At 45.4% G+C, this 24,992-nt stretch carries 22 protein-coding genes and 2 pseudogenes; 7 read left to right on the forward strand and 17 right to left on the reverse strand.

Features of this window, described 5'->3' with window-relative positions:
• Positions 1-269 precede the first annotated feature (269 nt).
• Together thrC and AC2TDN_RS24710 are read right to left on the reverse strand one after the other, a co-directional pair.
• Complete coding sequence (gene thrC / locus AC2TDN_RS24705; protein WP_484690516.1) at positions 270-1,664, reverse strand: threonine synthase; 1,395 nt, start codon at positions 1,662-1,664, stop codon at positions 270-272.
• A 135-nt stretch (positions 1,665-1,799) separates the two neighbouring features.
• Positions 1,800-2,456: a pentapeptide repeat-containing protein gene (locus AC2TDN_RS24710; RefSeq protein WP_482069155.1), complete on the reverse strand. Its 657-nt coding sequence runs from the start codon at positions 2,454-2,456 to the stop codon at positions 1,800-1,802.
• Positions 2,457-2,586: 130 nt separating this feature from the next.
• Between AC2TDN_RS24710 and AC2TDN_RS24715 the strand changes: the two genes are divergently transcribed.
• Positions 2,587-3,828: a DUF3895 domain-containing protein gene (locus AC2TDN_RS24715; protein WP_484690517.1), complete on the forward strand. Its 1,242-nt coding sequence runs from the start codon at positions 2,587-2,589 to the stop codon at positions 3,826-3,828.
• Positions 3,829-4,769: 941 nt separating this feature from the next.
• On the opposite strand, the gene AC2TDN_RS24720 is transcribed toward AC2TDN_RS24715, so the two are convergent.
• From AC2TDN_RS24720 to AC2TDN_RS24770, 11 genes and pseudogenes are all read right to left on the reverse strand, one after another.
• Complete coding sequence (locus tag AC2TDN_RS24720; protein WP_484690518.1) at positions 4,770-6,329, reverse strand: glycine betaine ABC transporter substrate-binding protein; 1,560 nt, start codon at positions 6,327-6,329, stop codon at positions 4,770-4,772.
• A gap of 13 nt (positions 6,330-6,342) precedes the next feature.
• Positions 6,343-7,452 carry a betaine/proline/choline family ABC transporter ATP-binding protein gene (locus AC2TDN_RS24725; protein ID WP_484690519.1) on the reverse strand — a complete coding sequence of 370 codons (1,110 nt, stop codon included), beginning with the start codon at positions 7,450-7,452 and terminating at the stop codon, positions 6,343-6,345.
• A gap of 137 nt (positions 7,453-7,589) precedes the next feature.
• Positions 7,590-7,889 carry a YhfM domain-containing protein gene (locus tag AC2TDN_RS24730; RefSeq protein WP_484690533.1) on the reverse strand — a complete coding sequence of 100 codons (300 nt, stop codon included), beginning with the start codon at positions 7,887-7,889 and terminating at the stop codon, positions 7,590-7,592.
• A 51-nt stretch (positions 7,890-7,940) separates the two neighbouring features.
• Positions 7,941-8,846, reverse strand: coding sequence for a response regulator (locus tag AC2TDN_RS24735; protein WP_484690520.1), 906 nt, complete (start codon positions 8,844-8,846; stop codon positions 7,941-7,943).
• A gap of 6 nt (positions 8,847-8,852) precedes the next feature.
• On the reverse strand, positions 8,853-10,139 hold the full coding sequence (locus AC2TDN_RS24740; RefSeq protein ID WP_484690521.1) for a sensor histidine kinase: 1,287 nt from the start codon (positions 10,137-10,139) through the stop codon (positions 8,853-8,855).
• Between the two features lie 131 nt (positions 10,140-10,270).
• A complete protein-coding gene (locus AC2TDN_RS24745) occupies positions 10,271-10,921 on the reverse strand; it encodes an amino acid ABC transporter permease (protein WP_484690522.1) in 651 nt (216 codons plus the stop codon).
• Between the two features lie 15 nt (positions 10,922-10,936).
• Positions 10,937-11,589: pseudogene (locus AC2TDN_RS24750) on the reverse strand (amino acid ABC transporter permease).
• Positions 11,590-11,663: 74 nt separating this feature from the next.
• Positions 11,664-12,515: a transporter substrate-binding domain-containing protein gene (locus AC2TDN_RS24755; RefSeq protein WP_484690534.1), complete on the reverse strand. Its 852-nt coding sequence runs from the start codon at positions 12,513-12,515 to the stop codon at positions 11,664-11,666.
• Between the two features lie 18 nt (positions 12,516-12,533).
• Positions 12,534-13,262, reverse strand: coding sequence for an amino acid ABC transporter ATP-binding protein (locus tag AC2TDN_RS24760; protein WP_169089957.1), 729 nt, complete (start codon positions 13,260-13,262; stop codon positions 12,534-12,536).
• A 620-nt stretch (positions 13,263-13,882) separates the two neighbouring features.
• Positions 13,883-16,857, reverse strand: a pseudogene (locus AC2TDN_RS24765) (Tn3 family transposase).
• Between the two features lie 17 nt (positions 16,858-16,874).
• Positions 16,875-17,714 carry a tyrosine-type recombinase/integrase gene (locus AC2TDN_RS24770; RefSeq protein ID WP_484690523.1) on the reverse strand — a complete coding sequence of 280 codons (840 nt, stop codon included), beginning with the start codon at positions 17,712-17,714 and terminating at the stop codon, positions 16,875-16,877.
• Between the two features lie 254 nt (positions 17,715-17,968).
• Between AC2TDN_RS24770 and tnpA the strand changes: the two genes are divergently transcribed.
• The 5 genes from tnpA (at position 17,969) to AC2TDN_RS24795 (ending at position 20,214) form a co-directional block, all read left to right on the forward strand.
• Positions 17,969-18,298, forward strand: a complete 330-nt coding sequence (tnpA, locus tag AC2TDN_RS24775; RefSeq protein ID WP_484690524.1) for an IS66 family insertion sequence element accessory protein TnpA — start codon at positions 17,969-17,971, stop codon at positions 18,296-18,298.
• Entirely contained in the window at positions 18,292-18,525 is a 234-nt protein-coding gene (gene tnpB / locus AC2TDN_RS24780; protein ID WP_484690525.1) for an IS66 family insertion sequence element accessory protein TnpB, read from the forward strand. Before tnpA ends, tnpB begins: the two co-directional genes overlap by 7 nt.
• Positions 18,526-18,784: 259 nt before the next feature.
• Entirely contained in the window at positions 18,785-19,348 is a 564-nt protein-coding gene (locus AC2TDN_RS24785) for a zinc metalloprotease (protein ID WP_484690526.1), read from the forward strand.
• Between the two features lies 1 nt (position 19,349).
• On the forward strand, positions 19,350-19,865 hold the full coding sequence (locus AC2TDN_RS24790) for a hypothetical protein (protein ID WP_484690527.1): 516 nt from the start codon (positions 19,350-19,352) through the stop codon (positions 19,863-19,865).
• A gap of 22 nt (positions 19,866-19,887) precedes the next feature.
• Positions 19,888-20,214: a hypothetical protein gene (locus tag AC2TDN_RS24795; protein ID WP_484690528.1), complete on the forward strand. Its 327-nt coding sequence runs from the start codon at positions 19,888-19,890 to the stop codon at positions 20,212-20,214.
• Between the two features lie 529 nt (positions 20,215-20,743).
• Here AC2TDN_RS24795 and AC2TDN_RS24800 read toward each other — a convergent pair.
• From AC2TDN_RS24800 to AC2TDN_RS24815, 4 genes are all read right to left on the reverse strand, one after another.
• Entirely contained in the window at positions 20,744-20,878 is a 135-nt protein-coding gene (locus tag AC2TDN_RS24800) for a hypothetical protein (protein WP_484690529.1), read from the reverse strand.
• A gap of 1 nt (position 20,879) precedes the next feature.
• Complete coding sequence (locus AC2TDN_RS24805; protein WP_484690530.1) at positions 20,880-21,359, reverse strand: NUDIX hydrolase; 480 nt, start codon at positions 21,357-21,359, stop codon at positions 20,880-20,882.
• An 82-nt stretch (positions 21,360-21,441) separates the two neighbouring features.
• Complete coding sequence (locus AC2TDN_RS24810; RefSeq protein WP_484690531.1) at positions 21,442-22,659, reverse strand: MFS transporter; 1,218 nt, start codon at positions 22,657-22,659, stop codon at positions 21,442-21,444.
• 79 nt (positions 22,660-22,738) lie between these two features.
• A complete protein-coding gene (locus AC2TDN_RS24815; RefSeq protein ID WP_484690535.1) occupies positions 22,739-23,905 on the reverse strand; it encodes a serine hydrolase domain-containing protein in 1,167 nt (388 codons plus the stop codon).
• A 182-nt stretch (positions 23,906-24,087) separates the two neighbouring features.
• Between AC2TDN_RS24815 and AC2TDN_RS24820 the strand changes: the two genes are divergently transcribed.
• Positions 24,088-24,549, forward strand: coding sequence for an Lrp/AsnC family transcriptional regulator (locus AC2TDN_RS24820; protein ID WP_484690532.1), 462 nt, complete (start codon positions 24,088-24,090; stop codon positions 24,547-24,549).
• Positions 24,550-24,992: the final 443 nt, after the last annotated feature.

A 24,992-nucleotide genomic window follows, 5' to 3' on the forward strand; every position in this document is an offset into this window, starting at 1 on the left:
CTTATACTTCATTTGTGCGCCTCTTTTCGTATGTGGGTTTGTCCTTCCCGGAACAATTCACAGTATACTAGAGGCGCATTTTTCATTCAAAGCTCAAATTACTTCATTACAGGAATGGCTCCTAAAATGATACTTTTTTTCAAATCATACCATCTGTCGTAATTTGTTACAATATGTAAAAATAAGAGGAAATTTAACTGCTTAAAATATAAAAAAGCTGCAGCAAGAAGGAGTACCCTCTTTACTACAGCCTAATTTGGCGCTAACTATTATTTGGCGTTATAGAAAACTTCCAGTTCACGGACTACCGCCGCAAGCGATCCGTCTACGCGAGTCTGGCGTTGTTCCTTGTTGAACAACGACGCGATTTGTTCAGGGAATTGCTGCTCGATGCCGCAAAGCTCAATTGCTTCATTGAACTTAGCCGGATGAGCTGTCGCAAGCGAGATCGTAATCCCCTCGTTGCTGTATTTGTCAGCTGCTGCTACGCCGCAAGCCGAATGCGGATCGAGCAAGTAGCCGTTTTCCGCTTCATATTTCTTAATCGTGCTCAAGCACTCTTGTCCTTGGACGCCATGCGCTCCAAATTCCGCTTGCACCCGGCTCAGCGCATCTCCAGAAATGACAATTTGTCCTTCTGCTTTGAACTGATCCATTAGATTGCGGATTTGTGCGGCATCCTCGCCGAGCACGTAATACAAGTAACGCTCAAAGTTGCTTGCTACTTGAATATCCATCGATGGGCTGTACGTGCTGCGGAAATCTCCCGGCTTGTACACACCCTCGAGGATAAAGCGCTCCAAAATATTGTTCTCGTTCGTAGCTAAAATAAGCTTGCCAACCGGAAGCCCCATACGCTTCGCTAGGTATCCTGCAAAAATATCGCCGAAGTTGCCTGTCGGTACGCTAAAGTTCACCTGCTTCGCATCCGTCATCTTCACGACTTGGAAGTAGGCGTAGAAGTAATACACCGTTTGCGCCAAAATACGGACGAAGTTGATCGAGTTGATCGCCGCCAGATGATTGCTCGCCTTAAAGTCGAGGTCAGCGAACAAGTCCTTAATCATACGCTGGCAATCATCGAAGTTGCCGTCCACTGACAGATTCAGCACGTTATCCTCTTGAACCGTCGTCATTTGAAGCTCCTGCACTTTACTTACTTTGCCATGCGGGTGCAAAATACAAATTTTGATGCCTTCCTTGCCTTTGACGCCCTCAATGGCCGAAGCGCCTGTATCGCCGGAGGTTGCTCCGAGAATATGAATTTTTTTATTTTGCTTAGCCGCTACATACGTATACAGCTGACCCATAAATTGCAGGGCGATATCTTTAAACGCAAACGTTGGACCGTGGAACAGCTCCAGCAAATAAAGATCATCCTTCAACTTACGAACCGGCGTCACTTCCGGATCACAGAAGGTCGAATAGCTCGCATATACCATATCTTTCAGATCTTGCTCAGGAATTTCACCATTCGTAAAATACGAGAAAATCGCAAGCACCAGCTCCTGATAGCTAAGCTCCTGCCATTCCTTCAACGTTTCCGCGGAAATAACCGGAATTTCGTTTGGTACAAGCAGACCGCCATCATTGCCAAGACCCATCATGAACGCATCGATAAATCCTATTTTGCCAACATTCCCTCTTGTACTGATGTACTCCATTTGTAAATAGCCTCCTACATACGCACAATTATCGTCAAATATCGTTATTTAAATCATATCATCGTTTGCCGTAATAATCGATTGTTTTCACAATAGTATATCATTTTGTTCACATTCGCTAAAGGTTAGGCTTAATCAAATGCCTTCATCCACGACAAGACCAAAAATCGTCGCAAACGTAATCGCCTGCGCCGGCGAGATGATGCAGCGTCGCAAATCCTCAAGCGCTACGCCTAAACCGCTAAATTCGCAGCTGCTTATGTCAATACCGCCAAGCTTCGTCTGGGACAGCTGCGCTTGATCGATATTCACTTCTCTTAAATAAAATTGCGCCAAAGTCATGTTGGACATGTCGGCTTTGGCAAGCGAGCTTTTCTCAAACTTGACGCCCTTGGCGTTCGAGAAGCGCAGCACGGCATAATCGGCAACACATTGCTCGAACAAGACGTTGCGCAGCGTCGAGCCGGTAATATCCATGCCAAGCAGCTTGCAGTTATGGAAAGAAACCCGGTGCATAATCGCTTCGCTCAGATCAATATTCGATAAATCGCAGTTTTCAAAACGCACATCGGTAAACTCCGCTTTCCGCAAGCTCGTCCCCCGGAACACCGCATTATTGAATACGACTCTATCGAAGCATGCCTTATAAGCCGATTGATTATGAATGCCGCAATCTTGAATGAGGCTGTCGCTAATCTCATGCTCGTCCGCCCACTCGTAATCGGGGACGTCGATTGCTGTTAGCCCCTCCGGTATTTTAGGCGCTTCAATTTTTTCTTTTTTACTGGACATATGTATGAGGACCTGCCTTTATGATGTATTAGCTTCAACTTCTCTCTATTATACACCTCTCCGCTAATGACTTCTTCCTCATCCCCATCTATAATGTGAATAAATAGAGGATCAGAGTGCGAGGTGCGAAATGAAATACGAAATGACGCTAGAGCAGCGCGATCATATCATGGGAAAACTGACTGAGGAGCAACGTCATTTTTTGCATCATGAGCTGGTTAGAGGCCGGAGAACGTTGTTCGCACGGCAGCTGGTGCGCAAAAAATGCCAATTCATCCCCGAGGATGCCCAGTTTGAGGATATAGAATCTTTTATCGAGGAATGGGATTATATCGGGTTTACCGATAGCGGCGAGGTGTCGCCGCATACGAAATGCGAATGCGGCAGATCGCTGCGCTATCAGCACCAGGTGCGTCATCTGCCTACGAACACGATACGTTATTTTGGCATTGAGCATCTGCAGTTGCACACCGGAATCGATGCGAAGGCTATTTCGGATATTATGAAGGGCTTTGACGTGCTCGATGGCGAGCTTAACGAAATGCTCATCAAATACCGGGATGGCTGGCAGCTCGACCAGCATCTCTTCCTGCCGCTGCCATCTGAGCTGGAAGTGCCGCCTGATATTCAAGCTCATTTGGACGCTAAGCTACCGCTGCTCGACAGGCAGCTGGCAAGGCTGCGCGGCAGACTGCGCGAGCTTGATCAGGCGAGCAGACAAAAGAGGATTGCAGCCGCGCTTACCTATTTTAATGAGCCGGAAGACGATGGGGATGCGCAAGAAAGCAGCAGATCGTTTGTCGTCCCCGAAGAGCTGCAAGAGAATCATGTAGGACAAGCTGCGTTCAACTTTAGCGAAGAGGAGGCCGCTCAGGTCGCTTTCAGCTTTGAGGAAACAGATGACGGCCAAGCAGCATTTGTTTTCGACGATACGTCGAGCAGTCAGGGCGCCTTCGTCTTCGACGAAATGGAAGAGAGCCAAGGGGCTTTCGTATTTGATGAGCCTGCACCTTCGGTTAATCAGGATGCTTTTGCCTTTGAGGAAGCTGGCAAGAAGCTGGGAGCAGCCGCACTCAGAGAAGCGGAACTGAGCAGCAGCAGCTCCCAGAGCTCAAGTCCCTTTTACCTTTCTCCTCCTGCACAACGTGTCGTTGATGACGCCTTGAAGTATGGGCGCATCAGCACGCTGGCGATATCGAACTTCTTGATCGAGCAGAAGCTCGTTCGGGATGAGAGGATGTCTACCGGCAAGCCGGGCATCTACATTGCCGTTGCCGCGTACTTGGACAAGCTTGAAGCAGCAGGCTTATGCGAGCTTGTCTCGAGCAACTCAGAGGATCGTAATTACTCCAGTACGAGCATCCGCAAATAAAATTGGCTCCGTCTATATCTCTCAGTACAAACAACCCTCTTCCTGTCGGAAGAGGGTTGTCTATCATTATACAATCACACGCCGATTCCACTCGATAAGCACACATAGGTTCTTAAAGACAACAAACTCTGGTTGCTCTTCCCCTATAAGCGCTATACGTGCTTATTGCAACCTCTCTGCCAAAAACACACGCAGATTCCACTCGATAAGCACACATAGGTTCTTAAAGACAACAAACTCCGGCTGTTCTTCCCCTATAAGCGCATATATGTGCTTATTGGGACCATCCCGGCAAAATCACACGCCGATCCCACTCGATAAGCACACATAGGTTCTTATAGACGACAAACTCAGGATTCTCTTCTCCTTTAAGCGCATATATGTGCTTATCACGACCTTTCTGCCAAAATCACACGCCGATCCCACTCGATAAGCACACATAGGTTCTTAAAGACAACAAACTCAGGATTCTCTTCCCCTTTAAGCGCATATATGTGCTTATAGCAAGCTTTTTGCCCAAAACACATGCCGATTCCACTCGATAAGCACACATAGGTGCTTATTGACAACAAACTCAGGCTACTTTTCCCCTGTAAGCGCATATATGTGCTTATAGCGACCTTTCTGCCAAAATCACACGTCGATTCCACGCTATAAGCACACATAGGTGCTTATTGACAACAAACTCAGGCTACTTTTCCCCTGTAAGCGCATATATGTGCTTATCATGACCTATCTGCCAAAATCACATGCCGATTCCACTCAATAAGCACACATAGGTTCTTAAAGACAACAAACTCAGGCTACTCTCCCCCTGTAAGCGCATATGCGTGCTTATCACGACCTCTCTGCCAAAAACACACGCCGATTCCACTCTTTAAGCACATATAGGTTCTTAAAGACAACAAACTCAAGCTACTCTTCCCCTATAAGCGTACCGTCTATTCAATCAACCCTTCATCCTTCAACCACTGCTCGGCAACTTCGCGAGCCTGCATTCCTTGCAGATCCACCTTGCCATTCAGCACCGACATCGCTCGGTCATCGATTTTGCCAGCGAGCAGATTAAGCACCTCTGCTAGTTCAGGATGCTCCTTAAGCGTGTCCATGCGGATGATAGGTACAGCGTAATAGGGTGGAAAATACTGCTTATCGTCCTTAATGACCTTGAGATCGAATGCTTCAATCCGGCCATCTGTGGAAAAAGCGTCATTCACATCCGTCGTTCCTTCTTTAACCGCACTATAGGTTAGGCCAGGGTCCAGCCCCTTCACTTCCTTGAATTTCATTCCATAGGCTTGCTGTAAGCCAATATATCCATCCGGACGCTCCAAAAACTCATGTGTGGCGCCAAGCACGAACTTGTCGGATTTCCGAGCCAAATCGGTAAAGGTTTCGATTCCCTCCTGCTCGGCGCGCTTTCTGCTCATCGCCAGCGTATACGTATTGTTGAAGCCGATTGGCTTCAGCCAAGTCACATTGTAGTTTTTCTCATAAGCAGCCTTCACGCGCTCGTACGTTTCCTCCGGTTTGCCGCCAAGCGGCTCCTCCTTCAGAACCGAAGTCCAGCCCGTTCCCGTATACTCCGGGTAAATATCGATGTTGCCTTTAACGAGCGCACTATGAGTCACCTGCGAGCCTCCGAGAAAAGGTTTGCGTTCGACCGTCAGGTCTGTCTTCGCTTCAATTAACGAGGCCATCATATGCGTCAAAATATCCTGTTCGGTAAAGTTCTTCCCGCCAACGACGATGGGGTCGGATCCAAATGGATTTCCTTTCGCCACTATGCCCGCCGCTATTGCAAGAATCAGCACCGTACCTAGTCCAATACGCAATCCTTTAGCGAGCTTGGACGTTTTTTTGCCTCGCTTGCGCATCCCTTTTGGAGTTACGGCTCTCTCCATCCATCCTAATAAGTAGTCGAAGAGCAATGCCAATAACGCTGAAGGTATCGTTCCTGCCAAAATCAATTCCGTATTGACCGTCGATATGCCCCGGAAAATCAAATCGCCCAGCCCTCCCGCTCCGACAAGCGATGCTAGCGTGGCAACGCCGATCAACATGACCGTCGCTGTGCGAATACCCGCCATAATGACGCTCAAAGCAAGCGGCAGCTCCACCTTCAGCATCACCTGCATGCTCGTCATCCCCATACCGATTCCAGCTTCCTTGATCGGCTTCTCCACGTTCATAATACCGGTGTACGTGTTTCTCAGAATGGGCAGCAGTGCGTAGACGGTCAGGGCAACGATAGCTGGAAACATCCCGATCCCTAGAATCGGGATCATAAACCCGAGCAAGGCTAAGCTCGGAATCGTCTGAAATAGGGAAGCAACACCGATAACCGAAGTCGCCAGCCTAGAGTAACGGGTGAGCAGCAGCCCGAGTGGAATCGAAATCACGATCGCGATCAGAAGAGCGATAAACGAAAGCTCGATATGCTCCATGGTCGCCCTATAGATATCTTCTTGCCGGCTTGTAATCACATCCCAGAATTTCATGGCTTCCTCCCTGTTAAATCTGCTTAAGCAGAGCGTCAATTAGACTGGAATTGGTGACTAAACCGGCCAATAAGCCGCTAGGATGCACGACAGGCAAGCTGTATAAGCCATGTTCCCGCATAAGATCCACGGCATCGGCAACGCCCGTTCCAACAACGATGGTTGGAACATCGGATTTCATGATGTCCTGCAGCGTCAAATCCTCATGATGGTACTGCTCCTCCAGCATTTCTTTCGTCACAATACCCTTCAAATGCCGATTCTTATCGGTAACGAGCAAGCTGGTTACGCGGTGCTGCTTCATCAGCTTCGCCCCATGAGCAAGACCGCGCGTCAACGAAACGGTAACGGGATTCGATACCATGACATCCTCCACCGTCAGCTGCTCTGATTCATTTAATCGGTTGCCTCCGATAAACGTTCGGACAAAATCGTTTTTAGGGCGTCGAAGAATACGATCCGGGGTATCGGCCTGCACGATCTCGCCGCCTTGCATCAACACGATGCGATCGGCGATCTTCAGCGCTTCATCCATATCATGCGATACGAAAACAATCGTTTTCTTCACTTCCTCCTGCAAATGAATCAATTCGTCCTGCAGCTGTTCCCGGCTGATCGGGTCCAGCGCGCTAAACGGCTCGTCCATCAGAATGATCGACGGTTCCGCAGCAAGCGCACGAATGACACCGATACGCTGCTGCTGGCCGCCGCTCAATTCTGCCGGATAGCGATCTCGGTATTCACTTGGATCTAGACCTACCATTTCCATCAATTCATCAATCCGCTTCTCGTATGAATCTTTGGCGATACCCTTCAGTTTAGGCACGACCGCTACGTTTTCTTTGATCGTCATATGCGGAAACAAACCGATATGCTGAATAACGTATCCGATATTTCTTCGCAGCTCCACGGGGTTGATGAGGGAAATATCCTTACCGCCGATCAGAATTTGACCAGAAGAAGGCTCGACTAGACGATTAATCATCTTCATCGTCGTCGTTTTCCCGCACCCGCTCGGCCCGATTAGTGTGATCAGCTCCCCCTCCTTGATCTCGAGATCGATTCCTTTTAGCGCAGTCATTCCATCGTTATATCTTTTCGTCACGTTTTTGAACTGTATCAATCAGACACCTCGTGTTAGTCAGAGTAGAACTGGTTGGTGTTATTCTATCCAACAGCACTTTACCTATGCTTCCCTCTGCATACAAAAAAAGCACCATTCCCGCTAGGGGAGTGATGCTCGGTTTAATACAAAATTCACTAACCATTTATTAATTCCCTTAATTTATTTGCATGTATTACAGGAATTTCATAACCCTCATTGGTATTTTCAAGGTCTACCAATAGCCCTTTCGTATCCCTATTTGTACCTAATGAAAGATGGAAAGCTTTTGTTCTTTGATCCTGAAATTTTATCTTCAAATTGTATTCTGCCACATAATTGATGATACCTGGCATTTTCTCTGCACGATCTAAAGCATTTTTGAAGACTTGAAATGATTGGAGATCATTGAATTGCAGGTCTGTAATTATAAGGTTGCTACTTGTATTTGGAGTTATTCGATTAACCTGCTCATTAGCTTAATGGTGAATAGGCAAAAATGGTTCCTTTTAATTCCTTGAATGCTGCATTTGACTTCTTTGTTTATCCAGCACTTCTAAGTAAAGCACATGCAAAAACTTTTTAATATTTACTCTCCCCTTCTCCGGCTTCTGCTTCTCGTCCATCTCTTTCATTTTTAACCGAATGTCTTGAAAATCAAAATAAAGCGGCGCGTAATGTTCAAATTTAGGATTGCTGTAGTCAGTCAAGCCGATGCTCGCCAGATTTGCGAGAGCGTTCATGAGCGTACGGCGAATCCGCTGCTCTACCGCTTTGCCATCTTTGCCGTGATCATGCTGAGCCCGGGCTGCAACCTCGTATAATTCTTTGAGCGGCGGAAGCGTATCTGCTTTATTTTGCTGAATAAGATACTCCATCATTTCAATCATGTCTCTGCTTCCTATTTCACCGACAATTCCCAAATCCCTCAAAATAGGCTGTACCGTCTCGCGAACGGACATTTTCCTCGGACTGTTCCCCAAATCCGTATTCAAATTGCTCAGCTTTGCCATAGAGTCTTTCATTTCATTTAAATATTTGTCTGTTTTCCATTTCTCGTTCACTTTGGACAATACGGCTCGAACCTCAACCAGGTTGATTGGTTTTTGAATATAATATTCAATTCCGGCCTGGTACGCCTTCCCGATCATTTCCTTGTTTTCGATTTGCGAGATCATCACATATTTGCCGTTGTAGCCCTTCAGCTTTAAATTGTTAATCGTCTCGATGCCATCCTGCTCAGGCATTAATAGATCCATGAGCACGATGTCTGGATTCGCACCCAAAACTGCTCTCTCCCCTTCGCTCCCATTCTCTGCAGTAACGATCACTTCGCCAAGCCAGCTTTGTTCAATAATGTTCTGAAGCATCCATATGCTAGCCGCATCATCATCGACAATACCAAATGAAAGCATCGGTCTTCACACCCCTATTTTTAAAGTATGGGTCGGAAAAGCTGCGACAAAGGTTGTTTCCTCGAACGGTTTGGATACTTTCAAGCGAAGCTTGCCGCCTGATGCTCGTACGATGTCGCGAACATGCGACAAGCCAATTCCAGTAGCCGCATATCCCTCATGGTTGAATTTTGTTGTAAATCCCGGTTCAAAAATAATCTCCTTATTCGGCTCCGCGATACCTGCTCCCGTATCCGTTACGGCCAGCACTGTATCATCCTCCTGCTCGAAAACACGAATCCGAATCGTCCCCTTCGTATCGATGGCCTCCACTGCATTAGCAACGAGATTGTTAAGCACGGTCAATAACGGAATATAATACGTTGTTGCATAGTCGGTTCCTATCCATGTCTCATATTGGACTTCTTTCTTCAGCATTTTGCTATAGTCGTCATTGGATTGGATAACGAAAGCAATGATTTCCGCAAGCGTCATATCGGAGGCCGATTCAGGATCGAACAGCTTCAACAGTCCGGATAAAATGCGCTGGGAATCCTTCTTCACCTCATGAATCTGCTGCGTGATGTCCAGCATAGATCGGCTTAACTTCTTTTCTCCGGCATCATTCAGCTTCCCGTACAAATCATGGCTCTTCGCCGTAATTTGCTCAATTGCATCCATCGATTTTTTCAAATAAAACACTTCTCCATACAGGCCGGAACCGAATTGAAGCATTTGATCCATTCGTTTTTTCTGTTCGTTATGTACGACCCGCATCTGGCTAATCATCAAGCTGCTGAACAAGCCGACAACAAATAGGCTCCGCACAACAGAAGTGGCACCAATGAGCATCCATTGCTCCGAATAGAGATAAGGCAAATGAAAGAGGAGACTGCGAGCAAGCAGCTCTATCTCATTAGATATGAAATCAATGGCCGAAATCATACCAGCTAATAGAAGAGGATGCAGCTTAGGCAAGTAAACGTGAGCTTGTTTCATTCCGATTGCAAAAATGATGTAATAGAGCGCCGCCGATAAATGTGTCTTCATGCTTGCGAGGAGCAAAAATGTCTCATGAGATACAAGTTCGTCGATTGCCGTTCGGAAAACAAGCACCGTAAACCCCGTAATCACTCCCGTATATACATAGGACAAATGTCTCGCTAACAGCAGCATAAGAAGAAAAGCGCTGCTTCCGAGCCCAATACGAAACAAATCTCCGCTAAAGGGCGTTATTTTAAACTCCCCTGCTACTGCAGTTACTACTGCTATAAGTATCATTTGCACCCATACGTTATTCGTATTTTTTCGCAAACAATCCCCTCCAGTTAAAATAATTGTAAACAATGATCCATTATTTTCATATCCTTTTTTGAATATTGCGACAATGGTCACATAAAAAAAGCCGACCTCTATCGAAGTCGACTTTCCGATCTCTTCAACCTTTAAACCATTTTTGTCTCAAACTTTTTCGCAATTAAGGATAAGGCATAATTGACAACAAAGTATAGGAGTGCGGCAAACAGGAGCACGGGAATTGCATAAGCAAAGTTTTGCCCGATCACTATTCTCGATTGGTTCATGAGCTCCGGCAAGGCAATAACAACACCTAAAGACGTATCCTTCAATAACGAAATAAATTGGCTAACCAGCGGCGGTACCATGCGGCGAAGCCCTTGCGGCAGCACGATATGCCATAACGTAGTCATTTGGCTGAGGCCGGAGGAGCGCGCCGCTTCGATTTGCCCCTTATCGATAGAATTCAAGCCGCTGCGGACGACCTCCGATATCATAGCCCCTTCGAACAAGGTCAAAGCAATAATGGTCGCGTACACGGGACCAAGCTGAATGCCGACTTCCGGCAAGGCGAATCGCGTGAAAAAAATAATGAGCAGCAGCGGTAAATTTCGAATGAGCTCAACGATTATGCTAAAAATCGGTGATACAATGGGAACCTTCATATAACGAACAGTGCCAACAATCGCACCAAGCACAAAGCTAAATATAATGGAGATAAACGCCACTTTAAGCGTCAAATAAAACCCTTCTAAAATAAATTTCACATTGTCCATTGTAAAAGCGTTGGCAAAATCCATTTGTCCTCCTCCTCTCTAATCGCGTTTAGCTAGTCTTCGCTCCAATTGAAGCGCCACATAACTTAATGGAAGAGTCAGCACCAAATAAAAGAGACCGACAATGATATAGGTATCCATGTAGATATATGTTTTGCTAGCCACCTTATCGCCAAAGTACATAAGATCGAGGCCAGCGAACACACTAAGCACCGATGTATTTTTGACCAAGTTAATAAATTGGTTGCTGAGGGGGGGATGACGATTTTGATCGCTTGCGGAAGAATGACATGCCTCATCGTTTGCACATACGTGAGTCCAGAGGACAGCGAAGCTTCCGTCTGACCCTTTGGCACGGACATAATGCCAGCCCGAATCGCTTCCGCTATAAATGATGACGTATATACCGCAAGTCCGATCGTTCCGCAAATAAATCCGTTTAACACAATACCGAGCGCAGGCAGCGCCAGGTAAAAGACATAAACAACGAGCAGCAGCGGGATGTTGCGGAGAAATTCTACATACGCCGTGCCCGCCCACCGCAACGGTTTAATGGACGAAATACGAAATACGGCAATGATTGTTCCCAGCACGAAGCTGCCGACCAGAGCGATGATGCTGGAGTATATAGTGTTGACGAATCCCTCCATATAGAGGTCAAAGTGCGTGATTAAGATCGAGAAATCCGGCATGATTTATCCTCCTTTGCGGGTCTGACCTATGAAATAAGGGTGGCCGCGGCCACCCTTCTATTGTGGTGATTCATTTATTCCAACGGCATTGTGCCGATCCATTTCTCATAGATCTTATTGTAATCGCCGCTCGACTTCAGCGCTGCGAGCTCTTTGTTGACGGCATCGACAAGCGCTGTCTCGCCTTTTTTGATCGCAATGCCATATGGCTCATCTGTAAAAGGCTCGCCAACGACTTCATAGCCGGCATCCTGCGCCATCATGCCGTACAGAATCGCATTGTCCGTCGTTAACGCATCGCCTTGACCGGCTTTTAGCGCGCTGAAGGCATCCTGATAATTATCGAATTCGAGCACGGTAGCCTCCGGCGATTTCTCGATAATGTTATCCACCGAAGTGGCTCCCTTTACAGCGAGTATTTTCGTTCCTTTTTTCACATCGTCAATGCTTTTAATCGCGCTGCCTTTTTTCACGAGCAAGGACTGTCCCGCTTTAAAATACACCTCGGAGAAATCAACCTGCTTTCTACGCTCCTCTGTAATGGTCATGGTGGCAATAATTAAGTCGATTTCATTGCTGTCCAGCATCGGTATACGCGTTTTGGAGGTGACCTCCTTCAGCTCAATCTTCGTCTCATCTCCGAGAATCGACTTGGCAAGCGCCTTTGCGATGTCGATATCGAAGCCTTCAACCTCATTATTCGAAGGATTTTTAAGTCCGAACAGCTTCGTATCGAACTTCACCCCAACGACTAGCTTCCCTCTGTCTTTAATCGTATCAAGCAGCGTTGCAGAAGCCTCCGGCTCCTTGCCCACGCCTTGAGTATTGTTCGTCTCTTCTTCCTTCGCTCCTCCACACCCTGCAAGCACGAATACCGACAACACGATGATCATTACACTAACGCTCAACCATTTATTTGCCATTATTAAAATCGCCCCTTTATATTAATGATTTAGTACCCGGTTGAGAAACAATCGTGCACGTTCCTCGCGCGGATTGGAAAAAAACGTTTCAGGCGAGGCTTCCTCGATGATCTGCCCCTTATCCATAAACACAACACGGTCGGCAACTTCACGCGCAAATCCCATCTCATGTGTCACAACGACCATCGTCATGCCCTCATTCGCAAGCGCCTTCATCACATCGAGCACCTCGCCGACCATTTCCGGATCAAGAGCGGATGTCGGCTCATCGAACAGCATCACCTTCGGCTTCATCGCAAGCCCTCTGGCAATGGCTACACGCTGCTGCTGCCCTCCCGATAACTGAGAAGGATATTGGTTAGCCTTGTCATCGATTCCGACCTTCTCCAAATAGTACATGGCCGTTTTCTCAGCTTCCTGCTTCGTAAGCCCCAGTACTTTCATGGGAGCTAACGTAATATTGTCGATTACTTTTTTATGTGGATATAGATTGAAATGCTGAAATACCATGCCGATATCCCGTCTTAGCTTGTTAATATCGGTCTTTTTCGCATTAACCGTGTGCTCGTTAACGATCACATCGCCGCTTGTGATCGTCTCCAGACGATTAATGCATCGAAGCAGCGTGCTTTTGCCAGAACCGGACGGTCCTACTACGACAACCACTTCCCCCTGTTCGATCTGAAGGTTAATGGCTTTGAGTACATGAAAATGTCCGAAATGCTTTTCAACCTGCCGAAATGAGATCATGGCACCCTCCTTCTTAAGCTTCATCCCACAGCTATTTTGTCAGCTGTAAGTTAGAAAACCTAACACAAATACTAAAGATAGACTATGTGATCTTATAGAATCCTACATTTTGAATGGATATTTTCTATATGAGAGGGGCTTGCCGTTATTCGGATTCGCTTAGGCTGACAGAGGAAGTATTTTGCCAGAACATAAAGAAAGCCACGGCCTTAGCAAGGGCTTTCTATGTGTTCTAAACCGAAAGTCATGGCTGCATAACGTAAAAAGCATGATCAATCATTTTTTTTGAGTAATTCTACTACGAGATCCAATTTTTGAGATATAAGCTTATCTTGACGTTTTTATACCCGATATAGTTAACTACGCAAAACAGTGCATACATAACGGAACGTAGTCTATTGAAGCTGGAATATTAATGGGAGAAGGAGCAGCCTGAGTAGCTGCTCCTTCTTTATTTGTCCCTCGACCGTTCTTCATGGGGTACCGCCAACCAAATGACGTAAAACCCACGCTAAGACAATAATTACCAGTAATACAGTCGATTTTCCTACGCTAAGGATAATCGACTTTTACAATGGGAGGTACCGGTCGACAAAACGCGAAAAACGTACGCTAAATACCTATTCTTCATTTGAAAGTTTTTTAAGAGGGCGTAACCCTTTCAAAGATGCGATTTGTTCTAGATCAAATTTGTATTCGCCTAAGAGATTTATGTGTTCCATTCAAGAGGTGAAATGTGCTTCAACAATTCTTCGTTCAATTGTTTATTGCTCTTTCTAAACTCCGTTGCTTGGGTCAAATAAACCGTATTCCATACACTGATTGCATTGATGAGGATATTTAATGCGCTGGCCCGTTGTAGTTGATCTTGCAGAGCGCGCTCACGCAGCTCGCCATGCTTGCCGAAAAAGATCGCTCTGGCTAATGCGTTCATGGCTTCCCCTTTGTTCAAACCCCGGTGGATCTTTCGTCGTAGTGCCTCACTTGAAAGATAATCCAAGATGAAGATGGTTTTTTCGATTCGCCCCATTTCTCGGAGTGCAGTTGCTAAACTGTTCTGTCGCGCATAAGATCCGAGTTTCCCCATAATAAGCGATGCGGAAACTGTTCCTTCCCGGATAGAGTGCGCCAGCCGCAATACATCTTCGTAATTTTCCTGAATGATTTTTGTATTGATTTGACCGCGTAGCAGTTTCTCCAGTTTCGGGAAATCGCTGGACTTCCCAATGGTATAAAGCTTGGAATCAGAAAGGTCTCGTAATCGCGGCGCAAAGCGAAAGCCAAGAAGGTGTGTTAAACCAAAGACTTGATCGGTGTAACCGGCTGTATCCGTATAATGCTCCTCGATGGCCAAGTCTGTTTCATGATGGAGTAAACCGTCAATGACGTGTACCGCATCCCTAGCGTTCGTGTTGATTACTTTGGTATAGAAGCTGGAAAATTGATCACTGACAAATCGATAGATCGTAGCACCTTTTCCTGTGCCATAATGCGGATTCGCATCGGCATGAAGCGCAGCTACCCCTATTTGCACGCGCATCCCGTCTGATGAGGATGTAGTGCCATCCCCCCAATATGAGGGAAGCGACAATTTATGGTGGTAATTGACAAGAACAGCTTGCGCTTTGTTCATGGCATCTTCATGAAGCCGCCATTGGGCTGTGTTGGCCATCTGCCGATATGAAATATCCGGAGTGGCTTCGGCCATCTTGGTCAAACCAATATTCGTACCCATTGCCATAATTGTAGCCATGAGAACCTTCGTTTCTTCATCATTGGGAGTCCGATTTGTTGAGGCGTGAATGAATTGTTCGTGAAATTTTGTCCAGTTGGCTACCTCAATGAGCAGATCGGTCAGTTTAATGCGTGGAAGCAACTCATACAAGGATATGCTAAAATCTCGCGCATCTTCTGGAGTATCCTTCTCCAAGCGTTCGATATGCAGCTTGCCGTTCTCTACATTGACACCTTCGAGGACATCAACATTTTTTGAAACCCATTCCAGCCTTTTGAGCAACGAATCAATACGTTCAGCCAAGTAATCGCTGGCTGACATACTAACTGCGAGTTTTGTAGTGCTGGGTTCGATTCGTGCCCAATTCTTTTTCGGAACAAGGTATTCACCGAAATCTTTGTGCTGACGACTGCCAACAATGGATACGTCACCGGAACGGACATAATTCCGAAGTTCCGTGAGAACAGCCATTTCATAATAATGCCGGTTAATCGTTCCATCATCGTCGTAGACGTGCTTCTGCCAACGGTTTGAAACGAAACTCAGCGGCGATCCTTCCGGAACCTTCCGTTTTCCAGTTTCGTTCATATCCCGGATAATATCGTTGGCTTTGATAAGCGGCTCTGCTGATTTGGTGGAGCGAAATTCCAACGATTTTAACAGCGTCGGTGTATATTTCCGGAGGACATAGAACTTATTTTTCAGTAAGTCCAAATAGTCGTAATCGATGGGCCGCGCCAGCCGCTTTGCCTCTTCGATGGATGCGACGAGCTTATCCCATGGCATAATGGCTTCCAGTGCAGTAAACGGATCACTGCCTTCACTCCTGGCTTTGATGAATGCTGCGCCAAGATCAGCAAACAGTACTACTTTCTCGTTAATCGATTTGCCGTTTTGCTTTTGAAGTTCTTCTTGTGCTTTTCGTCCTTTGGATAGGAGTTGTAGGATCTGCCGGTCGTGGATATCAAATGCCTGATCGGTCAGGTCTTGGATAAGCTCAATGAGATAGGCAACCAAAATGGCGTATTTTTTCTGATCATCGAACCGTCGAAAGGAATGGGGTTCATATCGCGCCCCAACCTTGGATAGCTGGCGCAATCGATTCGGATGGATGCCTTTTGTATCGATTTGTAGCCGTAGGTTTCTTACGTACTCAAGTTTTTCGATCACTTTGAGGAAAGAATCGGGTGAGCAGCTCCCGGGAATTTCACGCAACCAAGCGAGATACGTTTTACTGGTTTCCGGCATGGGAGAAAGAATTCGCTCCATTTTCTCGATCTGTTCCGGACTTAGAGACGAAATAAGCAGCTTGGATATTTTCTCTTCGGCGCGTTGACGGGCTTCCCAAACTGCACGTTCAATAGTGGTCATTGCCGGTAAGATAACTTTTTGTTTCCGCAGATCATCAATGGCCGTTTGGATTAAGTGCATGGTGTTCCCGTTTTCCATGGCTTGCTGACATATGGTATGGGATAAGGAACGGTAGTCACGAAGGCTGAAATTACGAAAACCGAATACACGCCGAATCTCATCAAGATGTTTGTGTTTGGTTTGCTCACGACCAGCATATAAATGGATCTTTTTTACATCGATTTCTAATTGCTTTGCTATGTAGTCAAGCACGCAAGAAGGGATATGATGTATATCCGAAAGAGTCCAGCCAGGAAACCTAAGCACACAAAGTTGCAAGGCGAAACCTAGCTTATTGTGGTCTCTGCGGTGACGCTTCACGATTTCGATATCATGATGGGAAAGTGTATAATAGCTGCCTAATTCATACTCACTGATTGGCTCAGGGATAGAAATAAACTCTAATCGTTGCTCTGGCGTAAGTAATTCTCTTGCACGTTTGGATGACATAATTTCACCTTTCGTTTTTAAGAAAACACTTTGTCGATTGCGTGCTGTAACTCTATGGTTGTTGGTTTCGAGTATCTTCTCGTCATATTAATATCTGCGTGTCCGGCCAATTTTGCAACCGTAGCGATATCGATTCCTGCGCTTACCAGTTCACGGCAAAACGTATGCCTGAGCTTATGTGGATGAACACCGTAGTTTTGCAACATGTGCTGAACGCTTCGAGGTGTTATTCTTCGTCTAAAGTTGCTCAAAAATAGTGCTGGATCTGCATCTTGTCGTGTTGCCAGATATCGATTCAAATGTAACCGGCATTCGGCACTTAGAGGGACAATCCTGAACACATTTCCCTTTCCGATAACTACAATTTGTCCACTACGTTCACTCAAGGTTACGTCTTCACGGTTTAGTGAGCAAAGTTCGGACACCCGGATGCCAGTAAGAAGAAAAACATATACAATAGCGATGTCTCGTAAGGAGCCATTGCGTTCTACATCCCGAAACAATTTATTTCGTTCATTTCGATCTAACGATTTTGGAGCAATATGTTTGATTTTACGAACTTCTGGTATTCGTATATCTTCCATGATGTCAAGCCGTTTAATGAAACGGGAAAATACAGTCAATACAGAATAAATTTTATTAATGGTGCTGGCGCTTTTCTTACTTGCTTCCAACGAACTCATATACTGCTGAATGTCCACACGCGTTAATTGATTTAAATCACCGCCATTTGAAACTAACCACTCATGAAATTTTACCAATTCATAATGGTATGTTTTCTTCGTCAACTCACTTTTAGTTCTCAAACCGGTGGCTATAAATTGTTCATTGACTTCTACGACACTTTTTTCATCCATTAACCACACTTCCTCTATTTTATAAATCCAACAATATCGGCATCTCTAAAGATATGTAAATCTATGCCATCTTCCAAAAGTATCGTAGAATGCACATTCTACGATATCATGTTGAGAGGACTATTGAAAAGTATTATGTTTGAACACTGGACAGTTGGATTTCCTATTGACGTAAGCGTCAAACCATAGCCACCTTCTGTCCCTGTTAAATACGTGAGAAGATGAAGGCAACCGAAATTACAGGAGGTTGCTTCATGACGAGCAAAGAACAACACCGCCAAGAATGGTCGGTACGAATCGCAAACTACAAGGCCAGCGGACAAACTATGGCTGCATGGTGCAGCGCCAATGAGTGCAGCATCGAGCAACTCAAGTACTGGCTCCGCAAACTCAAGAACGCTCCCATCACAGAAGCCGCATCTGCACCTGTCTGTTGGGCGCCACTCTCCATGAACGACGCGTCAGCATTCCCATCGTCGCATCCACTAATTGTTAGCGTCGGCCCCACGCGCATTGAACTCCAACACGGATTCGATCCCGGCTTGTTTCTTTCCGTTGTTAAGGCGCTGCAACCGCTATGCTGACGCTATCCAGCTCTCACCCTGTCTATCTCGCTTGCGGTTCGACGGATCTTCGCAAGTCCATCGACGGCCTTGCGGCCATCGTCCAGGAAGGCTTTTGTCTCGCCCCGTTCTCTCCCTGTCTGTTTGTGTTCTGCAATCGCGAACGCAACAAGCTCAAGATTCTATACTGGGAGCATAATGGCTTCTGGCTCTTCTACCGAGCGCGTCATCGATGCCCTGCTTTTTGAACCAGGTCAATAGGGAATGTCGCAGCTTGTGAGGCGACAGATTTTGGACAAGACCGGATATTTTTCGAATTTATACGGTAAGCACCCTAGACATTGGTGGACAAGTATTCGACTTATTCTGCACGCTATCGGTGATGAAATCATTCAAGGTTCGACATATAAATGGTATTTCCGAACCATTCCTGATTCTAGAAACTAATGATAAAATCCCCATATAGTTATTGGTAATTAGATATCACAAACAATTTGGAGGTTAAGTATGAAGAAAAAAATCTTGTCCTATGTACTATTTGTTTCATTATTGTCTGTGCCTACACTAACTTATGCGCATACCGTAACGGAGACAGGAAGCGAGTCAGCCGGGTATATTATCGGCACACATGCCCCGACAAAACAACCTAAGTTTTGGTGGACGCCTGGCACCGATCAGTATTGGAAGGATAGACTAAATGCCGGTAACAACAGCATGTATTCTCAAACTAGTAACAATTTAAAAGTCGTAAACGGGACTGCGTTTGAGACAAATAATTATATTGAGTCTATTGGCAAACAATTTGATACCTGGGTGGCGAGAGTAGTAACTCAGCAATCAAGTGGTCAACACAAAGATAGTTGGCATTTGCAATTCAATACAAAATATGAGGATGATTATACCGCTAGTCAATGGAATGGCATTGCTCAGCACGAATTAGGTCATGTCTTTGGATTGAAAGATCTTTATCAAAGTTATAACAGTGCCAAATTAATGTACGGTTATGCTGGTAGTTACAATGGTTTAACAACCACAGATTTAACCGGATTGAAAAAGATTTGGGGGTTTTAATATGAATAAAAAAACACTTATAATGACTGGAATTCTCTCACTTTCTCTTACAGGGGCAATTCTTATAGCGGATGAGGCAAAAAATTCTGCAGCAAATATCGTAACGGTAGAACGACATGCATCATTCCCGGCCTTCTCTACAGAAAAAGTTAAGGCAAAATCGGTATTGATCGTAAAAGGGAAGCCTGTGAGACAAAGTGTGTTCTCTAATGATCTGGAGAGCCCACTTACTGAGTATACTTTCCAAATTTCAAACGTATATAAAGGCGATAAGGCTCTGAAGAATACATCCATCAGTGTCTTGCAAGATGGTATTCAAGGGGATTTTTATGCGGAACATCCACTAATGAAACTTAATACTGAATACGTGCTGTTCTTAGAGGAACCCGTCGAAGGGAAGTATATTATGACTGGTGGCCCTAGTGGCAAGTATGAAGTCGACAAATCGAATGGGTCATTTAAGTCGATCACTAAAAATGAAATTAATGCAACAGAATTCTCTATTCTAACAAAATAAAACATCATTGAGGGGATATGTTATGAAAAGGTATGCTTTAACAATATCGTCCCTAATTATGCTGGCAGTTTTTATGATTGCCTGCGGAAATAATAGTGGTTCTAATGCATCGATTCTGATGTATAACAAGCAAGAATATATTGGGCAGGATGTCGTTTCATCAGATCAATACCCGAACAAAGATTTATTAGGAACAATTAGTAAACAAACTGATCCTGATCAAACGCCTCAAGAGGATTTTTCATCAAATGAACTTAAAGTTGGTACAAATATCTTTTCTCTTGAAGATGGTGTTTTGGGAGCAGAAATTGAAGATAACAAGTTAAAACTGTTTAACTTAAAGAAGTAATCATTGTAATGCCTAATCGTTCAGGATTAAGAAACAGTATGCCAATTGGCATACTGTTTCTTTTCATTTTGTTATCATTCCCATGATAGTGATCAATGTCCGTCCAGTGTTGTAAAATATCCGGCAGATAGGAAACCTCACAGCCACAGATGACAGCCAAGGCATCAACCGAGTGCGGGCGGTACAAAGCAAGCAAGCTGGCTTGTGAATCGTTAACCATACAACCAAATTGGCTTGCCCGCGCTATTTTTCTACTATGCAACCATTATTTCACGTTATACTAAATAACACTATATATGTAAGCGTCCCATACTTTGTTTTTTTATAATTCATTGGGACATCCTGCAAGCTATTTCCATCTACTTTGCCCCTGATGACAGCTACGCTGGTACTACCCCTAATAGGGGTAGCACCAACATTTTGACGGATTTATACGTTAAGCATTAGGCGGACACCACTTAACGTTGTAAATCCGCGTTTTGCTGGTGGTACCCCTTTTGGTAAAAACTGTCTTAGCGTGGGTTTTACGTCATTTGGTTGGCGGTACCCCTTCATGGTATCGTTCAACCGCATCCTTCGCTAAATCGCGCCTCGGTAATTTCGAATTGATTCGTAGCAGCAGCCCAATGATGATCAACAGTAAAATAACAATTAACGTCTGCATCTTAGGCACCGCCTTCTGGGTTATTCTTATGGTTTATGCAGCGTTCCAGAAAGGTATGAATGACCGGCTGGTCCGGTGGGCTTAGCTCCTTCGGGATGGAATCAAATTCAAAAAAACGCAGCTCCAAAACCTCTACGCCATCCTCCTTAAGTACGCCTTCAAAATCCGAGCACATATAAGCAGTAACTACGTTATACACTTCATCTCCATGCGGATACTTATAATAGAGCTCCGGTCCGGAGAATACGTCAAACAACGCTAGACTCTTCGCTATCAATCCCGTTTCCTCAAAAAGCTCCCGCTTTGCAACCTCAGTCAGCGCCTCACCCGGCTCCATCGCCCCTCCGGGAAGCCCCCATAAGCCGTTATCCGATCTACGCTGCAGGAGCAGCGACTCTTGATTGCATAACAATACGCAAGCGCCTGCCATGATAAGCGGTCTTGTGCCAACTATCCTTCTTAGATCCATCATATAGCCCATATGAGAGCCTCCTATAAGAGTTCGTGCTTGATCCGCAATCCCTTTTATTAGAATATATCATTTTTGGAGTAAAAAGGAATCATTATTCTACACGCTGCTCTTTCTCGGATGACACTTGAGTGACCTTCAAACCATTAGGATTAAAACATACGATTTTAACTATAATACAGGCGAGTGCCAGCATAATAAATAGTAGACCGCTCCATATCGTTCCTTGCATGCCAACAGCTGTAAGAAACCATCCACCAGCTGCCGAACCGATGAACACGCCCAAATTAATGAAAGATATATAGATGCCGGTAGCAAAATCGGGAGCCTCCGGCGCCTCGGACGTCAGCCATATCTGAGTTACGATAAGTCCGCTTGTATGGGCGGCTCCCCACAAAACGATAATAACCGCGATTGGAACAAATGAGGCTTCTCCAAAATAAAGCAGTAAGAAGGAGAGCGCTAATACGATCGGATGCAAAAGAGTCGTCTTCACCATGTTTAAGCCAATCAGTCTTCCAGCAAGCAAATTGCCAACCATGCCGGAGATTCCAAAAACAACGAGCATGACACTAATGACATCGCTGCTCATCCCCATTACTTGTTTTAAGTATTCGGCAGAATAACTGTATACCGAAAACATGGCAGCAAATAGGAATGTTGATGCGCCAATATTTATCCATAAGGGGATTTTACGCAATATGCCAAGCTGCTTCCCATAAGATAATTTCTCCGTTCTCGGCGGTTTTGGAAGCATGAAGGCAATCCCAACACTAGCAGCGACATTTACAGCAGCACAAAAAATAAAAGAAGCCTCATATGAGATTTGATCAACTAAATACGTTGTAATTGGAATACCGAGTACCATTCCCATGCTTGTGCCTACAAATGCCTTGGCAGAAGCTTCTGTAGCTTTTTCCTTAGGATAAAGAGAAACAGCCGCAACAAAAGCAAGCGAAAAATAGACGGGATGAAACAATGCCGGCATAATGCGAAGGGCCAGTAAAACATAAAAGTTTGGCGCAAAAGCTGATCCTAAGCTGCTCCCAGCGAAAATAAGCAAACAGAATAGCATTACATTTTTACGGTTATATCTAGAAAGAAGCAATACCATAAAGGGGCCACATAACGCTATGACTAGCGCAAACAAACCAACCAGCATGCCAGCCTGAGCTGTACTGACGCCATAACGTTCAATAATAGCTGGCAATATGCCAACAACGCCAAACTCTATCGTGTATACCCCAAATAAACCAAGAGCTATAAAAAATAACGGGTTAATTATTCTTTTATTCGATCCGTTTTGAATCATTACGATCACTCCCATACGTATGCAGCTGTACAAAGAGCCTTGGCCGGTTCATACCGCACGAAGGCTCCTGTTCAATCCTTTATTTGTTGATTCCGTTATAAACGGCTTCACAGAGATCAACGGTAAACTGGCCTGACATGCCTTCTAATGCCGTATTGGTAAACGCCACAACGCTTAGCTTTTTCGCTGGGTCTACGAACCACGAGTGACCATACGTTCCTCCCATCCGCCATGTGCCCGGTGATTCCGGACCACCTGCGGCATTCGGATCCTTGAGCAGCGTAAATCCCAAACCGAAGCCCCGGCCCGGCCAATAGGGCATTTTAAGATCACCGATCTGGTTGGCCGTCATCTCGCGTACCCAGCTCTCCGGCAGAAGCGGCGCCCCGCCCATGCGCAGCGTTTCAAGCAGCTTCAAAAAATCATCGGCGCTTCCGACCATACCGGCTCCACCAGATGGATAAGCAGTATCGTCAAACGCTCTGCCGGGAGCTAAGCGGAATCCAGCTGTCCCCTCCAAAAAGGCAACGCCGCCTTGATCCTTCATAAGCCGTGGCTCTGGAGCATCATTAATATAGACAGCGGCTAGTCGATTTGGATCAACTGCAGCAAAGCCCGTGTCATTCAATCCAAGCGGTATAGTTATTAAAGAACGAATGGCTTCGCTAAGCGGCGCATCTGATACTTTAGCTATGACTGCTCCCAGCACATCTGTCGCGATCGAGTATCTCCACTCTGTCCCTGGTGCGTAGACAAGTGGCACAGAAGCTAGTCGTCGGAGATTCTCTTCCAGCGTGATACCAGACTGATCCATGCCATCGGATACGCCTGCTCGCGCATAGGAACCATTCTCTTCTTGGAAGAAGCGATATGTCAGACCTGCGGTATGCGTCATTAAGTGACGAATCGTTAATGCGACAGGCTCGCCATTTTGCAAGCGCGGCTTAAATTCGGGAAGCCACTGATCGACGCGATCATCCAACTGCAAGCGGCCTTGCGCAACTAGCACAAGAGCAGCCGTTGATACGATTGGCTTAGATACGGATGCAAGTCTAAATAACGTATCTTCTTGCATCAATTGGCTAATCTCACGGTTGGCAAATCCAGCAGCGCGGCTGTAAACCGGCACCCCGTCTAACGCCACTTTTATGACAGCACCAACCAGACGTTTTTCGGCAAGGGTACGATCGATTACTTCATTAATGCGTGCTTGTAAATCATACTGATTCCTTTGGTTTACATTCAAACTGCTCAATCAACTTCATCCTCTCTAAAATAGTTAAAGCCTTGAACACTTTACTATTGTGAGTATATTATATTAATTAAGTTGTTTGCTTTACATAAGGCATTCATGTTAAAGGCCGCCCCAAACAATGGAAAACGAGTTGCTTTACTATAAAATCTTTAAATTTAAAGGAGCCGATCGTAATGGACCATGTGGATAAGCAAATTCTTTTCTATCTTCAAAGCCAAGCAAGAATTTCAATGACAGAGCTGGGGAAATGTGTCGGCTTATCGCAACCCGCCGTAACCGAGAGAGTCAAGCGCATGGAGGAAAAAGGGATCATCGAGGAGTATCGCACGATTGTTTCCCCAGAAAAAATAGGGAAGCAAGCTACTGGCTACATCCTGTTTCGTACAAGAGATTGTTATGCCTTCCTCGATTTTTGCTCCTCATCTCCCGAAGTCATCGAATGCTACCGCATCAGCGGTGAAGACAACTACCTATTGAAAGTAATAACAGATTCCACACGTTCTCTCGAAGATTTTGGAAAACAATGCGATAAATACGGGACCTATACGATTCTTATCGTGATGTCAGAGCCCATTGACCATAAACCTTTGATCGCCTCGCTTGAATCGCCAAACCTGCTTGCCAAGCAAGAGTAGAAGGAGTAGCGCGGCGGCTGCAAAACAAAAAAAAATCTGGCATTGAGCCAGACACTTAGAAAAAACGATTATACAAAAAAGTCGCCGGAGCAGCAATGGCCGTTGGCACGTCAGCCCACTGAAAGTTATTCTGCGCGTAGCATTAACTGGAAAAACTCCCGTTATTTCAATGGATCTTAGCCAAAAATCAACTTTAGAAGGAATTTCTCCCGTTAAATTTCTAGTTTTCACCCTATTAGGAGAAAAACGCCCCTATTAACAGGAGTTTTTCCAGCTAAATGTTCAATTTCCTTCCCAATGTTACAATTAGATGGAGTTTTTCAGACTGTTTAGAAATAGTTTTAAGCAGCAAGCCGGTACCCACCCCAAGAACTGGAAATTCGGGTTGTGGTAGCAAATAGCATACTTTTTCCGTGATTTAGTGGCGTAGATTGCTTGGCTAG

The sequence above is a fragment of the Paenibacillus sp. Y660 genome, assembly GCF_057221575.1.

Bases quoted from the DNA above. Each gene is read 5' to 3' on its own strand.
- thrC (WP_484690516.1), bottom strand. From the start codon at position 1,664: ATGGAGTACATCAGTACAAGAGGGAATGTTGGCAAAATAGGATTTATC.
- AC2TDN_RS24710 (WP_482069155.1), bottom strand. From the start codon at position 2,456: ATGTCCAGTAAAAAAGAAAAAATTGAAGCGCCTAAAATACCGGAGGGG.
- AC2TDN_RS24715 (WP_484690517.1), top strand. From the start codon at position 2,587: ATGAAATACGAAATGACGCTAGAGCAGCGCGATCATATCATGGGAAAA.
- AC2TDN_RS24720 (WP_484690518.1), bottom strand. From the start codon at position 6,329: ATGAAATTCTGGGATGTGATTACAAGCCGGCAAGAAGATATCTATAGG.
- AC2TDN_RS24735 (WP_484690520.1), bottom strand. From the start codon at position 8,846: ATGCTTTCATTTGGTATTGTCGATGATGATGCGGCTAGCATATGGATG.
- AC2TDN_RS24745 (WP_484690522.1), bottom strand. From the start codon at position 10,921: ATGGATTTTGCCAACGCTTTTACAATGGACAATGTGAAATTTATTTTA.
- AC2TDN_RS24760 (WP_169089957.1), bottom strand. From the start codon at position 13,262: ATGATCTCATTTCGGCAGGTTGAAAAGCATTTCGGACATTTTCATGTA.
- AC2TDN_RS24770 (WP_484690523.1), bottom strand. From the start codon at position 17,714: ATGGATGAAAAAAGTGTCGTAGAAGTCAATGAACAATTTATAGCCACC.
- tnpA (WP_484690524.1), top strand. From the start codon at position 17,969: ATGACGAGCAAAGAACAACACCGCCAAGAATGGTCGGTACGAATCGCA.
- tnpB (WP_484690525.1), top strand. From the start codon at position 18,292: ATGCTGACGCTATCCAGCTCTCACCCTGTCTATCTCGCTTGCGGTTCG.
- AC2TDN_RS24785 (WP_484690526.1), top strand. From the start codon at position 18,785: ATGAAGAAAAAAATCTTGTCCTATGTACTATTTGTTTCATTATTGTCT.
- AC2TDN_RS24790 (WP_484690527.1), top strand. From the start codon at position 19,350: ATGAATAAAAAAACACTTATAATGACTGGAATTCTCTCACTTTCTCTT.
- AC2TDN_RS24795 (WP_484690528.1), top strand. From the start codon at position 19,888: ATGAAAAGGTATGCTTTAACAATATCGTCCCTAATTATGCTGGCAGTT.
- AC2TDN_RS24800 (WP_484690529.1), bottom strand. From the start codon at position 20,878: ATGCAGACGTTAATTGTTATTTTACTGTTGATCATCATTGGGCTGCTG.
- AC2TDN_RS24805 (WP_484690530.1), bottom strand. From the start codon at position 21,359: ATGGGCTATATGATGGATCTAAGAAGGATAGTTGGCACAAGACCGCTT.
- AC2TDN_RS24810 (WP_484690531.1), bottom strand. From the start codon at position 22,659: ATGATTCAAAACGGATCGAATAAAAGAATAATTAACCCGTTATTTTTT.
- AC2TDN_RS24820 (WP_484690532.1), top strand. From the start codon at position 24,088: ATGGACCATGTGGATAAGCAAATTCTTTTCTATCTTCAAAGCCAAGCA.